This is a genomic window from Nocardia sp. NPDC102475, from assembly GCF_055584605.1.
The window spans coordinates 193,586-207,148 of the sequence record NZ_JBVJLS010000012.1; the positions used below are offsets into that span (position 1 = coordinate 193,586).

Below are 13,563 nucleotides of genomic sequence, written 5' to 3' on the forward strand. Positions count from 1 at the left end.
GCCGGATTCGTTCTGTCAGCTGCTGCCGAACCAGCCCGGGGGGAAGAACCACTGGCTCGAACCGCCGCCGTAGCCGCACTCGTCGCCAAAACCGCCCCACGGGTTGCCGTAGCCTCCGCCCCACGGATTGCCTTTCCATGGTTTGCCATGGCCGTTCCACGGTTTGCCGTCGTCGGTCCACTGGTTGCCGTAGCCGGAGTCGAAATCGTAGTCGCAATCGGTCTGCACTACACCGGGTCGAGGCGTCGGCGCTGCCATAGCGGGAGCCGCCACTGCAATCATCGGAACCGTCATTGCCGCTCCAATGAGTGCGGCCTCACCGAGTAGTCGGCGCGTGGCGTTGCCGCGCGCTTTATTGGTGCTCATGATGCCTTCTTCCGGCGAGTCGTCGCGCGGATCTGACTCGCCGATCATCGAGTTACGAAATTCCCCGACGCTCCCGATTCTAGGAGCGCGCGGTAGGTCCCACCAGCACGTCAGCGCCCGAATTGCCTCGAATTTCAAAACCGACCGACAGTCGGCACAATACCCCGGAGCGGGGTTCAGACGAGCTTGCGCGAGCGCAGCTCATGCCCCTTGGAGGTTTTGCACCGGCCCGATTCCAGGTCCCACTGCCACCCATGCAAATTGCAGGTGAGGTTATTTCCTTCGACCACGCCGAATTTCGACAGATCCGCCTTCAGGTGTGGGCAGCGGCGCTGGATTTCCCAGCCGGCCAATTCCGTTGAGGCGGAATCGTCGTGCGCCTCGGCGAACCAGCCGTCCGCGTAGGCGATCCGCTCATCGGTGAGGCATTTGAAGAAGGTGTACAGGAATTCGTTGTAGCCGCCGATGCGCCAGGCCTGGAATCGGGTGGACAGGAAAATGGTGTTCACCCAGTCCGGCTCCTCCTCGCGCAGCACGGTGCGCACCAGTTCCGGCGGGATCCGGAAGCCGTACCGGTACTTGCCTTCACCCTCTACCGGCCCGCGCACCACCCGCTCGGGGAAGTCAAGCACCACGGTTTCGTCACCGATGACCAGCCCGACCGGATAGCCGATCCCGTCGCAGATCAGATCGCTCTGCTTCATGATCGGCTCGAACAGCGCCTGCAGCGGTTCAAGCAGTCGCTCGTCACCAGTTGCCCACGCAGCCTTTTCGGCCGCCAGCACGGGCGCGAAACGCTGTGCCATCAACTCGATGTATTCGGCCTTGTTGTCATAAATCAGGCCCGGCTCGAACGGATGGGTCAGCGAGAGTTCCGCACCGTGCACGTCGGCGACCGAACCCGGAATCATCAGAATTCCGCCCTCGTTGCCATGGATCTGCATCTGTTCCAGGAACACCATCTGGTCCGGGAAGATATTGCCCTCGTCGCCGCGATCGTCATTGAGGTAGCGCAACTCGTCGTCGAGGAATACCGGCGGACCGGCCGAGGGCACCACCCAGGTGGCGCCGACCTGCTCGATATAGCTGCGCGCCCGGTCCATTCCGCGCTGACGCTTCTGCTTACCGAAATTCGACTTGGTCCGCGAAGGAATGTCGTAGACCATCGGATACCAGATCGCGCCCGAGTACTGCAGCAGGTGGATATCGATGTGCCCGAATGCGTCGTGCAGCACATCCATATCCACCGGACGGGCATCGTTCATATTGAAACAGGTGGTCTCGCCGTCGGAGACGACCAGCCCGGAGTCGCCGATCGGTCCGTCGGCGGGTGCGCGCAGCGCGATGATCATGATGTCGATCTCGCCGCCCGGTCCGGCCACCCGGTGTTTCACCGAATCCTCGGTCTCGAAGAACTTGTGGAAGCCGAGCTTCTCCAGTTCCCGCTTCAGATCCGGCACCGGGTAGTCCGGCAGCAGCACGGTCGCGTCCTTGTTGACGTGCTTCGCCAGGTGCGCCGCGTCGAAGTGGTCGCGGTGCAGATGCGAGACGTACAGGAAATCGCAATTGCCCAGCTCGTCCCAGTCCAGCTGGGTGTTGTCCGGAAACGGGAACCACGAACCGAAGTACGCGGGATTGACCCAGGGATCGCAAAGGATCGACCCGGCCGCGGTGCGGATATGGAATCCGGCGTGTCCGACGCTGGTGATCTGCACGAGCTGTTCCTCCTGACCGTTACCAGCCATCAAGGGTAGTGGTTAGGCAGAAACGTCGCCGATGCAGTAGCCCTCGTTGCCCGCGGTCAGGGTGAAGGTTCGGGTCTGCGTCACACCCGAGGAGTTCGTGACCGGAACATCGACGGTGACGTAGCCCGCGCGCAGCCGCTCCGAGCGGATCTCCTGATCGGTGAATTTCGTGGTTCCGGTGAGCCTGCCCGGGTTGTTGGCCAGCGGCGGAGCTGTCGGACTTCCGGTTCCGCTGGGGTCCCAGTTCGCCGGGCTCGCCTTGCAGACCAGTGGGTAGGTGCCCTCTTTATCGGCGGGATCCAGCGGGGTGCCGACGAAGCGGGACAAATAGCGCCGCACGGTATGCCTGGCGTCGGCCTCGTTGGGTCCGGCGTCGGCGCCGTCCTGCGCGACCCATGGGCAGACGATATGGGACGAATTCTTCGTGGCCGCCACGACTTCGTCCCGATCGAAGGCGACGGTCGTGCCCGCGTTCTGCCAGGTGACGGTGTTCTGGGTGGCGGTCGCGGGTTGTGCGAGGGCGCTGAGGATGGCCTTCTGCTCGGTGGCCATATCGGCCACATTGCCCGGCGCCAGCATCCAGCACTTGGACCGTAATTCGGCGGGCGTCGAGCCCGCCAGGACGGCCCCGAAGCGCGCCGCGACATCCGTCGCGCCGGGCAGGCCGGGGACCGCGCCGACCGGCACCGCGAACGCCTGCGCCACGACCATAGGAGTTGTGGTCGGAACCGCGGCGGCTTGCGTGGTGGCAGTCGGCGCCGATGTTTGCTCCGGCTCGTCGCCGGGAATGCCGGATACGGAATCACAGCCGGTGAGCAGGACGGCGCCGGTCAGCACCAGACCACCCATGATGGCCACCAGCCCTCTCCGGTCGCGTTCGCGCGGGTCCTTCCAGTCGCGTTCACGCGGTATCGGGCGGGCGCGTTCCACTTCGAGGGTCCTCTTTCATAGACGTTGAGCGACGGGTCAGACGCGCGCAGTCGCGGCGGCTCTGCCGGATGGGACAGTCAGCGACTACGCTAGCGGAATTGTGGAACCCGTCTACCGGACGATAATCGGGCTTGCCCGTACCGTCTTCTTTGTCGAAGGTTTGAAGTTCAGCGTCAAGGGCGCTGAACATATTCCGGCGCGCGGTGGTGCCGTCCTCGCGGTGAACCACACCGGCTACATGGACTTCACCTACGCGGGCCTGCCGGTGCGCACCCCCAAGCGGTACATCCGCTTCATGGCCAAGAAGGAGGTGTTCGACAACAACATCTCCGGCCCGATCATGCGGGCGCTCAAGCACATTCCGGTCGATCGGTCCGCGGGGGCCGACTCGTACCAGGCGGCACTCGAATACCTCCGCAAGGGCGAGTTGGTCGGCGTCTACCCGGAGGCGACCATCAGCCGCAGCTTCGAGATCAAGGCCTTCAAATCCGGTGCCGCGCGCATGGCGATCGAATCGGACGTGCCGATCATCCCGATTGTCATCTGGGGCGCCCAACGCGTATGGACCAAGGGCTTCCCGAAGCGTCTGGGCCGCACCAATACTCCGATCTCCATTGCCGTCGGCGCACCGATCCAGCCCTATGAGCCCGCCGCCGAACTCACCGCCCAACTCCGCAGCACGATGCAGGCCATGCTGCTGGATCTGCAGAAGGACTACGTGCACGAACCCGGCGCGTATTGGGTACCGGCACGTTTGGGCGGCAGTGCGCCTACCCTCGAAGAAGCTGATGCCATGGATGCCGCCGAAGCCGAGGAGAAGGCGGCGCGCCGGGCAGGCGAGGATTCGTTGTAGGGGAAACTATGTCGCGGGAACCGGTCTATGACATTCTCACCGCTTTGGTTCGCACGATGTTCGCGGTGCAGGGTCTGCGCATCGACATCACCGGCCAGGACCGGATCCCGCGCACCGGCGGCGGCGTACTCGCCGTGAATCACACCGCCTACCTGGACTTCATGGAGGTCGGGCTGGTCGGGCGCAAATCGCGGCGCAATGTCCGCTACATGATGAAGGCCGAACTCGAGCACGGCATCGTCGGCTTTCTCATGAAGCACTGCAAGGCAATCGGCGTCGATCGCGCTGCCGGAGCGGCGTCGTTCCGACGTGCCGTCGAGGCGTTGCGGGACGGTGAACTGGTTGTGGTCTATCCGGAAGCGACCATCAGCCGCAGCTTCGAACTCAAAGAATTCAAATCCGGTGCGGCCCGCATGGCGATCGACGCGGACGTGCCGGTCATTCCGATCGTCATCTGGGGCGCGCATCGCATCTGGACCAAGGGTTTCCCGAAAAAACTCGGCCGCCATCGTTTCCCGATCAATATCCGCATCGGCGATCCGATCCCGCCCGCCGAATCGACCGACAACCTGACCGCCGAAATCCGTACGCGGATGGGCGAATTACTCGAACAGGCGCAAACGGGCTACCCGATGCCCGAGGGTGCGCCTTGGGTTCCGGCCCGGCTCGGCGGCAGTGCGCCCACTCTCGCCGAGGCCGCGGTGCTCGAGCGGGAAGAGCTGGCCCGACGTCGCGCTGCGGCACAGCGCAAAACTCGCTGAGTTCGTCAGGCAGACCGGCACGGGGTCGGTGCGGGCAGCCGCCCCTGGAAGAACTTGGCGGGTGGCACGCCCATCAGCGCTTTGAAGTCCGCCGACATGTGGGATTGGTCGTAGTAGCCGTGGACGGTTGCGACGTCGGCCCATGAAACCTCTGTGTTGCTCGCATCGACGAGGATCCGGCGGACGCGGCCGATCCTGGCGAAATGCTTTGGGGAGATACCGATTCCGTTGGTGAACAGGTTGCGTAGTTGACGTTCGCTGACGGCGAGGTGGGTGGCGAGGTCGTGGACCGTTGGCGCTGCGGATATAGCGGCTACCGCATCGCGGAGAAGTTCGCGGTGCGCGCGCTGTGTCGCGTCTTCGGAGATGCGTTGCGGGATAACCTCTTCCAGAAAAGGCAGGACCTCTTCCGTTGGCAGCGTGGCGAGTTCGTTCGCCAATTCGGCGGCGACGCCGGGGACATCGGCGAGGCGGACGACACGACCGGCGAGCTCGGCGGCGGGGACGCCGAGCAGTTGACGGGTTGCGCCAGGGGCCAGGCGCAGGCGGGCGCAGCCAGCGGGTTTATCGGCATTGGAGTACGAAGCGCGGGTCTGCGGGCCGAGGACCAATGCGTCGGGGCGGTCGGCAGCACGCAGCACGATCGTGGTCCCGGCATGCGGCACATGTGTGAACGGCAGGGACGCATCGGAGGCGGTGGGGAACCGTCCCAGCTCGGTGATCCACGGACGCAGTGATTCCGGTGCGGGCACCGTGGCTTCGATCAGGTCTACCTGCATCACCCGACCCACTGTAAGCACCTCACAGCCGGATGCAGCGCCCGAAGCCGTGCCGAAATTTCCTATCGAACCAGGTGGCGTCGGCGGCACGCTCTCTTCATGATCGTCATCACCGGTGCCACGGGCACCATCGGCAGTGAAATCGTCCGTCAGCTGGCCGCCCGTGGGGTGCGGGTCCGCGCGGTGACGCGGAATCCGCAGCGGGTGCCCGCCGGGATCGAGGTGGTCCGGGGCGATTACCACGACCCCGACTCGATGGCCGCCGCGATGACCGGCGCTGACGCGGCTTTCCTCGTCGGTGTCCTCGGCCCCGACGACGCCGAAACCGATCGCGAGCTGGTCCGCACGGCTCGCGACGCGGGCGTGCGCCGGATCGTCAAACTTTCCGCCATCGGCACCGGCGATCCGGAACTCGGCCGTGTCGGCACCTGGCATATGACCGGCGAGCAGGCCGCCCGAGAAAGCGGTCTCGAATGGACGATCCTGCGTCCGACCAGCTTCGCCTCCAACACGTTGAGCTGGGCCGATCCCATCCGATCCGGCCGGCCCGTGCCGAATCTCACCGGTACCGGCAGCCAGGGCGTCATCGATCCACGTGACGTCGCCGCAGTCGCCGCCGAGACTTTGCTGACACCCGGCCACTCCGGACGCATCTACACTCTCACCGGTCCGGCGCTGCTCACCTGCACCGACCAGGTCGCCACACTGGCGGCGGTCCTCGGTCAGCCGCTCGATGTGGTCGACGTGCCGGAAGACGTTGCGCGCGAACACATGATCTCGTCAGGCATGTCCCCGGAATTCGCCGACGGAGCACTGGCCGGCCAGGCCTATGTCCGCGCAGGCGGCAACGCAACGCTCACCGACGACGTCAAGCAAGTCCTAGGCCGCGCACCACGCAGTTACGCGGAATGGGCCGCCGACCACGCCTCCTTCTTTGCAGCGCTCGCCGACCACAGCGCTCCTTGATGCGCCAACGTCGAATATCCGATTTTCATTTGGGCGCGATGACGGACTACAGTTTTGGACGCACGCCGTTGCGACCCTCCCGGGCCCAACGAAGCGCATGCGGATGTAGCGCAGCTGGTAGCGCATCACCTTGCCAAGGTGAGGGTCGCGGGTTCGAATCCCGTCATCCGCTCCACGAAAACACCAGGTCAGTAGCATGAGCTACCCTGGTGCAGACGTTTTGTCACCACCTGTGTCACCACATCACCACTTGCGGTCACGACAGCTTCTCAGGGCACCCATCGGCTCTGGAGGCTTCATGCTCACACCCCGCCCGCGACCCCGTAGCAACGGCTCGATCGCCTGGCAGGTTCCCTTCCACTACTACGACGAGACCGGTCGTCGACGCTCGACCTCGGAGACCTTCGACGATTTCGAGGCCGCGGCGCGCTGGTGTGAGCTGGCCGAGGTGGTCGGGGTCGCCGAGGCGCGCAGGATCCGCGAGATCCAGCTCGGCAGTGCGGTCGGCTGCATGACGCTGGTGCAGTGATTGCGCAAGTACACCGCGCGCCTGACCGGTATCGAGGAACGCACCCGCGCCGACTGCCTGCGCTACATCGACGTCGATATCGAACCGTTCATGGGCTCCTCGCTGCCGCGGACATACCGCGGGCAGCTCAGTCCGATGCACACCGATCGCCAGGTCGAACAGAGCACGGCCGCTGCCGACTTGGTCGTCCCACAACATCAGCCGACTGTCAGATAGTTCATCTGACAGTCCCAACATCCCGCCGTCCGCCGAGGACTAAAGATGGACCGAGCGCGACGTTTCGCCTTCACGCCGTGAACTACGACGCCACTTGCACGGTGGTATCCGCGCGGCTTCGTCCGGCTCATATCCATCCTCGCAAGGTTCTGACCGCCGATAAGCGGGCGCTGTGTGCGGTATCAGCAACCGATCAGGGCAGGCTGCGCGGCGGATTGTCCTCGTCCTCGATGCGCTGCCGAATCGTCTGCACCGTGCGGTCTTTCGGGATGCGCTGCGGCCAGCAGAGAGCTGCGATGAACACCGTTAGCGGCAGGCCGAACACGATCGCCAACCCGAGCGCGATCATCGGTGCACCCCGCCGAGCACGGACCAGCGAGCGAAAGACTCACGCGGGCACGCGCATTCGACATCGGCGAAGCCCATCAGTCGATTCAGGGTTTGCGCGTCCAGATGCGCCGACGACGGCAACAGCACCACGTCGACACCGAGCCCGGCAGCCTGTTCGACCAGACCGAGCACCGAACCCGCATCGGCCCAATGCAGCACATACCCCAACCGCCGCGCCAAACGGCGAATCTGGCCCGCGTCCCATTCCGACGTCGGTGATGTCGGGTCTAACCATGCGAGCGCTTCCATTTCCCCTGCGCCTTCCGCTGTCCGGTTGGTAGGCACCCACCGCCGAGGCAAGGCAGTACACCCGGCGGCGGGGCTGAAATAGACGCTAGGCGTGGGTTTTTCGACCCATAACTGTCTTGCCGTCTACAACCGTCTACATCGGAGGACAACGCACGGTTACCGTTGGACTCATGTACCCCAGCGGGGAGAACGTCACGGGTGAGCGTCTGCGCACTGCGCGTGAAGCGGCGGGGCTCAGCCTTTCCGCTCTGGCCGCGCGCACGCACTACAGCAAGGCTCTGCTCGGACTACTGGAGACCGGGCAGCGCCAGGTCAGACCCGAGCACGTTCGCGCCTACGCCGATGCCCTGGGGATCGGATCGGCACTGTTTGTCGAACCGGCGGATGGTGAGCAGGCGGCGGCGGAGTGGATTCACCGGGTCGCGGCATCGGATATGGGCGGGGACACCTTGGATCGTCTGGAGTCGGCGGTGGACGACTTGGCGGCGGGCTACCCGACCACTCCGCCAGGGGAACTGCTCGTGCGGATACGACAGCATCTGGGCTACGCCGGACGCTTGATGGACAGCCGCAAGACTTTGACGCAGCACCGCCGGTTGCTCGTCACGGTCGGCTGGCTGTCGCTGTTGGCCAGCACATGCCATATCGACCTGGGCGAAACCTCCGCCGCAGCGGCACGAGGACACCTGGCGTGGAGGCTGGCCGACGAAGCAGGACATCCAGAGATCGCGGCATGGTGCCTGGAAACACGAGCATGGCAGCAACTAATGGGCGGGGAATTCGTAGCGGCGGCGGAGCTGTCCCGCGCTGCGCAGTCTCTTGCCCCGCATGGCAGTTCGGCGTTCATCCAAGCCACGGCCCAGGAGGGCCGCGCGCTGGCACGACTCGGGGACAGTAAAGGCACGTACGGTGCGCTGCGGCGCGTCGCCCTGGTGGTGTCCGGGCTGAGCACGCCTGACCGGCCGGAGCATCACTACCGCTACGACCCGGCGAAATCGGATGCCTACGTGGCGACGACGCTGGCATGGCTCGGCGATCCAGCGGCGGAGTCGTACGCGCGGCATGTCTTGGCGGATCTTGCGAGCGCCGAGGATGTCCGACCGCGCCGGGTCGCGATGGCCAACCTGGACTTGGGTCTGGCGCTCGTTGCCGCCGACAAGCCAGACGAAGCGGCACACGTTGCTCTGGCAGCGGTGGAATCAGGGCGACTGGTCCCGTCGCACTACTGGCATGTGACCGAGGTGGTCGCGGGAATAGAGGGCCGGGGTGCGCCCGCGGCCACGGTGCGCGAAGCGTTCCACGACACTTACCAGGCGTAGCGGCTCGGAATGTTACGCATCATGTTGCCGAACGGGTCGGCTATGCACAGCTCAGGGGCTGGTTTCGCGTTTCCGACCTCTGGCAGCTGCGTCGACACTCTCTACATCATCGAGGTCGACGGCTCGAACCTGCAGTACCACAGCTCGATCAGTCGAGATCGACCCGAGCCTTCCCGGTGGGCTCCGACATCGCGCACCGTCATCGCGCCGGCCCCACGATCGAGTAGGTCACTACCCTAGCGGCTCCGAATCTCCACAAACAGACTGTTCCGTATCTGATGCTCGACACAACGACCGAAAGGACAGCCATGAACAAGATCGCCACCACCCTCGCCACCTGTCTCCTCGCGGTCGGCGCCAGCGCCGCCCTCGTCACCGGCATCGCCGCGGCCAACCCCGGCGGCACCTACATCGGCAACTACGCCACCCTGTCCGCCTGCCAGGCCGACGGCCAGTCACCCAGCACCGGAGGCACCCACTACGTCTGCGAGCTGCAGGCCGACGGCACCTACGACCTGTATACCGGCGTCCCCGCCTGACCCGGTCCACGACCAGGCGCTCAACACGCCATCCCGTTCGGGGGCACCGTAGTTTCCGCCGAAAATCCAACGATGTTCGGCGTAGCCGCTGATCAGACCAGATAGAAGGTCTGCGCTGGCCGCTCGCATCAGCTGCGAGAGAGTCGCATCCAATGCGAACTCGCGGGGTGTCGTGTCCGCAGACCTTCGTTTCCGATCCAGTGTCGGCAGGTGCTGCCGAGGGGTGTCGGTCCGGATCCGTGATATATCCGTTGCCCGATCTGCAGGGGCAACGGACCTACAGACAGACGCCGGGCCCGGTCAGCGCTCGACCTGCTCGGCGAGGCATTCGGTGATCCCGCGCACCATGTCGATCAAGGGTTCGAGCGTGCCCGAGCCGACCTCGAGGACATAGCGCCGCGTTGTGCCTACACGCTGCACACCCAGCACGCCAGCTTCGCGAAGGATCTTCAGGTGATGTGACACAGCGGGCTGTGAAAGTTCGATGGCATCGGCGATCTCGCCAACACTGAGCACCCCGCCGGCCTCGATCAACCGCTGCACGATTTCCTGACGGCGTTCATCGCCGAGCGCGGTCAGCAACGGCCGGGCTGCCCGGAACAATGCGGGGATATCGTGTTTGGGCATTCTCATATTGTTTCGGGTCGTACACGGGGCGTCGCGAGGGGTGGCATCGCCGCGGCGAGTGTGCGCAGGTGCGTCACCGGTAGCCCGCGTTGTTCTCCGAGATCGGCCCAGCCGGACAGCATCGCCCGCGTTTGTGGTCCGATCTTGGTGCAATGCAACCGCCAGAAATTCTCGACGTCGAACGGTGCTATGACGGGCAGTATCCGCATCATCGCTCGCATCCGCCGATCGAGCACCCAGCGGCTCGGCGGCGCGGGCAGCCCGCGCTCAGCCGCCACTATCGTCGCGGCCTCGAACGTCGCACGGGAAGCCAGGGTGGTGTCGGCCCGCAGCGCACTGAGTGACCAGCCCGCGATCTCCAAGGACGCCACATACGGCACGGTCTGCGCGGCATAGGCAGCACCCGTGCCGATGCGCCCGGATCGGACCAGAGTGCCCGCATCCCGCAACACGGCACGCAGGGCCGCGACCCGCTCGGATCTGCCGGCCAGCACTGCAGCGCCCCCCGGCGGGCGGTAGTAGGCGGTGCGGTCAGGGTGCTCGGCGCCGAGGGGCGCGGCCCACGCCAGATCCGCGACGGTCAGCGCGACCAACTGATCCTCGGGCCACACGGCCGTGAGCGCGGGCCGGTCGCCGAGGCTCTGGTCCAGTGTGACGATGGTGCTCTCGCCCACAGCCTGACGCAATGACTGCAGCCACGCGCCGTGCAGTGCCGTCGAGTCGATCAGCAACCAGACGCTGTCCCATTCGGTGTCGGCAACCGCAGCAGGGTCTGTGTACACGCGCGCCGGCACCACCGACGCGGTAGCTGCGCCACGTAAACGGCGCAGCCGCGTCACGGTCATTCCGGCGCGCACCTCTTCGGCCTGTCCGGGTTTGACCAGGTAGCTGATAGTCGCTGCGCCGCACGCCAATTCGGCACCGTAGACCTGGCCGAGCGCACCCGCACCCACAATCAAGATGTCCATATCAACCATCCAAAAATTGAAACATTTGAATTTATGGATACTAGTCGGATTCCGGCTTCGAGGCACGGCTCGCGGACAATGGATGACCCCCAGCGCAAGCTTGGCGAGTGACGGGGGCTGTTTCCGCTATGCAGTGACGGCGTGGCCCCGACATCCAACAGTGCGAGAACACCGCCATCTTCCGCTGCGAGTCACAAACACCGCTGAGAACGCCTGCGGGTGTTGAGAATCGATCGATTCTCAACACCAACAAATGGGATGGCCAGAAACTCGATGCGGCCCCGCCTGTGACGGCTCGAGCATCGCTTGATTGAGCTCCTACGTGCTTTGGTTCGGCGAGGTGATGTTCGGGAACCCGCCAGTATCGCGCTTGCGCGGTCTACTTTCCTCGCACCCCTTACCCGTATCAGACGAGCATGAGGAGCCCCTCGCGCAACGTGCGCGTCACGAGGACGTCGGGCGGGCGTGAGCCGTGCTGGGGTGCCCTTCGAACGCACTGAAATGCCGAATGTGGGGCATCCGTTCGGGCGGTTCGCCGGGACCGCGGCATCGTGGAGGATGGCTACCTCCTCTGCTCTGGATGTCACCTTTGCCGGTGACGACCTCGTGCTCCGGCTGCCCGCGCTGGCTTACCTCGCTCGCTTCTCCGCGGTCTCACGCATCCACACCAAATCCGAACTGCGCCTGTACTTCTACTGGTGCAGCCACCACCAACTCACCCACTCGCGGTGCCGGGCGACAGACGGGGCGTATCCGGACCTGGCCGACTTCACCATCGATGACGCCGGGCGGCAGACGTCGGTCTCGCGTGACCTGCTGCGCGTCAGTCCGGCAGCCAGTGCAGCTCGTGTGCCAGGGTTTTGGCGACGGTGCGGATGCGGCGGTGTAGTGGTGACTGCACGCGCGGGAGGACCAGGTGGATCGTCAAGGTGGGTGCGCCCCGCAGCGGTCGCCACGTGAGACCGGCCGGTTGTGTCGTGACCGCGGCTTCACCGGCCGGGGCGAGGGTGAGCCCGTCGCGTAGGTCGCGCTGAGACATGTCGAAAGAGACTGGGGGCGTGTGGAATCGGGGGTTCGGCCGGGTGTCGCGGAACAGTGCGGACAGCTGATCGTAGATCACGGGGTTGGCCGTACGGTCGGGGAGTCGCAGCGGATACGCGGCCGCATCGGCGATCTCGATCTCCGGGTGTTCGGCCAGCGGATGATGCTGTGCCAATTGGACCCCGACGCGCAAACGCCGCAGCAGGAACCGGCGCACGCCACGACCCGGCTGTTCACCGCGGGTGATCCCCGCATCGATGCGGCCGTCGGCGACCGCGGGGGAGATCTCCGGTGTCGCCATCGGGACCGCGCCGACCTCGAGTCCCGGGCTGCTGCGAATGAGCCTGTCCACCAGGGCCGGTGCCGTCTCGGCCCCCGCGCTGAGGCTGTATCCGATGCGCAGCGTGCCCAGTTCACCGGCCCCCGCATTCCGGGCGGTGTCCCATGCCCGGTCCAGCGCCGCCAGCGCGGGCGGCGCGGACTCCGCCAAAGCCGCACCGGCCGTGGTCAATACGACGCTACGCGTATTACGAACCAGCAGGCTCGTGCCGAGTTCCGCCTCCAATCGGCGCATCCGGGCACTGAGTGCGGGCTGCGCGATACCGATCCGCGCGGCCGCGCGGGTGAAGTTCAACTCCTGCGCCAGTACCAGAAAGTACCGCAGGCTCACCGTATCCGGCGCCACATGCCCTCCCTGCCGATTGATAATGATCCGTTCTGAGTCTATCCCGTCCCGGTCTTTCCCCCGACCACACATCAAGCCCTAACCTGCGCATATGACGATTCAACCGACCGCGGTTCCGGACACCGCACTCACACACACCGGGAGGCAGGCATGCATAAGTTGCTAGTCCTGTATCCCAAGCCCGCCGACCCTGACCACTTCCGCGACTACTACGTGACCAACCACCTTCCACTGGTCATGAATTGGCCCGGCCTGCTTGCGTGCCGCTACAGCTTCGACGTGGCGGTGACCAAGGGAGAAGCGCCGTATTTCGCGGTCTTCGAAGCCGACTTCGCTGACGCCGCCGCCATGGCCGCGGCGCGGTCGTCGCCGCAAGGCCAGCGGCTGTCCGCCGATGTCGTCAACTACGCCACCGGCGGTGTGGTCGTCATCGACTATCCGGTGCAGGACGGCACCAGCTGAGGCAGGACGGTACGCTCCGGGGCGCGTTCGGTCGGCCGTTGCGGCCAGGTCCCGGCTATCGGCGGAACGCGGTTCCCAGTTGCCGTTTCGTAGAGCGTCAAAGGTGGGCCGATGTCCTGGCCGGCGAAGACGAAGTTT

General features: G+C 65.3%; 17 protein-coding genes and 1 tRNA gene. 9 read left to right on the forward strand and 9 right to left on the reverse strand.

The genetic code is table 11. The features are described 5' to 3' along the window. Window positions 1-15: 15 nt before the first annotated feature. The 3 genes from ACZ60G_RS22695 to ACZ60G_RS22705 all read right to left on the reverse strand — a co-directional run bounded on the left by ACZ60G_RS22695 (window position 16) and on the right by ACZ60G_RS22705 (window position 3,041). A complete protein-coding gene (locus ACZ60G_RS22695; RefSeq protein WP_465812012.1) occupies window positions 16-414 on the reverse strand; it encodes a hypothetical protein in 399 nt (132 codons plus the stop codon). A gap of 128 nt (window positions 415-542) precedes the next feature. After that, a complete protein-coding gene (locus ACZ60G_RS22700; RefSeq protein WP_465812159.1) occupies window positions 543-2,081 on the reverse strand; it encodes a Rieske 2Fe-2S domain-containing protein in 1,539 nt (512 codons plus the stop codon). 42 nt (window positions 2,082-2,123) lie between these two features. Beyond that, window positions 2,124-3,041 (reverse strand): hypothetical protein, encoded by a 918-nt coding sequence (locus tag ACZ60G_RS22705; RefSeq protein WP_465812013.1) that lies wholly within the window; start codon window positions 3,039-3,041, stop codon window positions 2,124-2,126. A 100-nt stretch (window positions 3,042-3,141) separates the two neighbouring features. Here ACZ60G_RS22705 and ACZ60G_RS22710 point away from each other — a divergent pair, with 100 nt between their 5' ends. Then, window positions 3,142-3,894, forward strand: a complete 753-nt coding sequence (locus ACZ60G_RS22710) for a lysophospholipid acyltransferase family protein (protein WP_465812014.1) — start codon at window positions 3,142-3,144, stop codon at window positions 3,892-3,894. Between the two features lie 8 nt (window positions 3,895-3,902). Beyond that, complete coding sequence (locus tag ACZ60G_RS22715; protein WP_465812015.1) at window positions 3,903-4,655, forward strand: lysophospholipid acyltransferase family protein; 753 nt, start codon at window positions 3,903-3,905, stop codon at window positions 4,653-4,655. A gap of 5 nt (window positions 4,656-4,660) precedes the next feature. Here ACZ60G_RS22715 and ACZ60G_RS22720 read toward each other — a convergent pair whose 3' ends face one another. Beyond that, a complete protein-coding gene (locus tag ACZ60G_RS22720; protein ID WP_465812160.1) occupies window positions 4,661-5,434 on the reverse strand; it encodes a helix-turn-helix domain-containing protein in 774 nt (257 codons plus the stop codon). Between the two features lie 99 nt (window positions 5,435-5,533). Here ACZ60G_RS22720 and ACZ60G_RS22725 point away from each other — a divergent pair, with 99 nt between their 5' ends. From ACZ60G_RS22725 to ACZ60G_RS22740, 4 genes are all read left to right on the forward strand, one after another. Then, a complete protein-coding gene (locus ACZ60G_RS22725; RefSeq protein ID WP_465812016.1) occupies window positions 5,534-6,400 on the forward strand; it encodes an NAD(P)H-binding protein in 867 nt (288 codons plus the stop codon). A gap of 99 nt (window positions 6,401-6,499) precedes the next feature. Further along, window positions 6,500-6,575 (forward strand) — tRNA-Gly (locus ACZ60G_RS22730). Window positions 6,576-6,698: 123 nt separating this feature from the next. Further along, a complete protein-coding gene (locus ACZ60G_RS22735) occupies window positions 6,699-6,929 on the forward strand; it encodes a hypothetical protein (protein WP_465812017.1) in 231 nt (76 codons plus the stop codon). Further along, a complete protein-coding gene (locus ACZ60G_RS22740; RefSeq protein WP_465812018.1) occupies window positions 6,930-7,145 on the forward strand; it encodes a hypothetical protein in 216 nt (71 codons plus the stop codon). 193 nt (window positions 7,146-7,338) lie between these two features. Here the strand turns inward: ACZ60G_RS22740 and ACZ60G_RS22745 are convergent, their stop codons facing one another. Beyond that, complete coding sequence (locus tag ACZ60G_RS22745) at window positions 7,339-7,494, reverse strand: hypothetical protein (RefSeq protein WP_465812019.1); 156 nt, start codon at window positions 7,492-7,494, stop codon at window positions 7,339-7,341. Continuing rightward, entirely contained in the window at window positions 7,491-7,784 is a 294-nt protein-coding gene (locus ACZ60G_RS22750) for a hypothetical protein (protein ID WP_433730158.1), read from the reverse strand. The genes ACZ60G_RS22745 and ACZ60G_RS22750 overlap by 4 nt, the downstream gene beginning before the upstream one ends. A gap of 170 nt (window positions 7,785-7,954) precedes the next feature. On the opposite strand from ACZ60G_RS22750, the gene ACZ60G_RS22755 reads away from it, so the two are divergent. Together ACZ60G_RS22755 and ACZ60G_RS22760 are read left to right on the forward strand one after the other, a co-directional pair. Then, window positions 7,955-9,103, forward strand: a complete 1,149-nt coding sequence (locus ACZ60G_RS22755; protein WP_465812020.1) for a helix-turn-helix domain-containing protein — start codon at window positions 7,955-7,957, stop codon at window positions 9,101-9,103. A 278-nt stretch (window positions 9,104-9,381) separates the two neighbouring features. Further along, on the forward strand, window positions 9,382-9,642 hold the full coding sequence (locus ACZ60G_RS22760) for a hypothetical protein (RefSeq protein ID WP_465812021.1): 261 nt from the start codon (window positions 9,382-9,384) through the stop codon (window positions 9,640-9,642). 300 nt (window positions 9,643-9,942) lie between these two features. On the opposite strand, the gene ACZ60G_RS22765 is transcribed toward ACZ60G_RS22760, so the two are convergent. From ACZ60G_RS22765 to ACZ60G_RS22775, 3 genes are all read right to left on the reverse strand, one after another. Beyond that, complete coding sequence (locus ACZ60G_RS22765) at window positions 9,943-10,224, reverse strand: ArsR/SmtB family transcription factor (protein WP_465812022.1); 282 nt, start codon at window positions 10,222-10,224, stop codon at window positions 9,943-9,945. Between the two features lie 47 nt (window positions 10,225-10,271). After that, window positions 10,272-11,237 carry a ketopantoate reductase family protein gene (locus tag ACZ60G_RS22770; protein WP_465812023.1) on the reverse strand — a complete coding sequence of 322 codons (966 nt, stop codon included), beginning with the start codon at window positions 11,235-11,237 and terminating at the stop codon, window positions 10,272-10,274. A gap of 823 nt (window positions 11,238-12,060) precedes the next feature. Beyond that, the gene (locus ACZ60G_RS22775; protein ID WP_465812024.1) at window positions 12,061-12,963 is read right to left on the reverse strand and encodes a LysR family transcriptional regulator; all 903 of its coding nucleotides are present in this window, start codon (window positions 12,961-12,963) and stop codon (window positions 12,061-12,063) included. A 150-nt stretch (window positions 12,964-13,113) separates the two neighbouring features. Here ACZ60G_RS22775 and ACZ60G_RS22780 point away from each other — a divergent pair, with 150 nt between their 5' ends. Next, window positions 13,114-13,425 (forward strand): EthD family reductase, encoded by a 312-nt coding sequence (locus tag ACZ60G_RS22780; protein ID WP_465812025.1) that lies wholly within the window; start codon window positions 13,114-13,116, stop codon window positions 13,423-13,425. Window positions 13,426-13,563 lie beyond the last annotated feature (138 nt).

What these genes read in the sequence shown, in the direction of transcription:
- ACZ60G_RS22745 (WP_465812019.1), bottom strand. Translation starts at nt 7,494, where the DNA reads ATGATCGCGCTCGGGTTGGCGATCGTGTTCGGCCTGCCGCTAACGGTG.
- ACZ60G_RS22715 (WP_465812015.1), top strand. Translation starts at nt 3,903, where the DNA reads ATGTCGCGGGAACCGGTCTATGACATTCTCACCGCTTTGGTTCGCACG.
- ACZ60G_RS22735 (WP_465812017.1), top strand. Translation starts at nt 6,699, where the DNA reads ATGCTCACACCCCGCCCGCGACCCCGTAGCAACGGCTCGATCGCCTGG.
- ACZ60G_RS22725 (WP_465812016.1), top strand. Translation starts at nt 5,534, where the DNA reads ATGATCGTCATCACCGGTGCCACGGGCACCATCGGCAGTGAAATCGTC.
- ACZ60G_RS22760 (WP_465812021.1), top strand. Translation starts at nt 9,382, where the DNA reads ATGCTCGACACAACGACCGAAAGGACAGCCATGAACAAGATCGCCACC.
- ACZ60G_RS22770 (WP_465812023.1), bottom strand. Translation starts at nt 11,237, where the DNA reads ATGGACATCTTGATTGTGGGTGCGGGTGCGCTCGGCCAGGTCTACGGT.
- ACZ60G_RS22755 (WP_465812020.1), top strand. Translation starts at nt 7,955, where the DNA reads ATGTACCCCAGCGGGGAGAACGTCACGGGTGAGCGTCTGCGCACTGCG.
- ACZ60G_RS22750 (WP_433730158.1), bottom strand. Translation starts at nt 7,784, where the DNA reads ATGGAAGCGCTCGCATGGTTAGACCCGACATCACCGACGTCGGAATGG.
- ACZ60G_RS22780 (WP_465812025.1), top strand. Translation starts at nt 13,114, where the DNA reads ATGCATAAGTTGCTAGTCCTGTATCCCAAGCCCGCCGACCCTGACCAC.
- ACZ60G_RS22695 (WP_465812012.1), bottom strand. Translation starts at nt 414, where the DNA reads ATGATCGGCGAGTCAGATCCGCGCGACGACTCGCCGGAAGAAGGCATC.
- ACZ60G_RS22720 (WP_465812160.1), bottom strand. Translation starts at nt 5,434, where the DNA reads ATGCAGGTAGACCTGATCGAAGCCACGGTGCCCGCACCGGAATCACTG.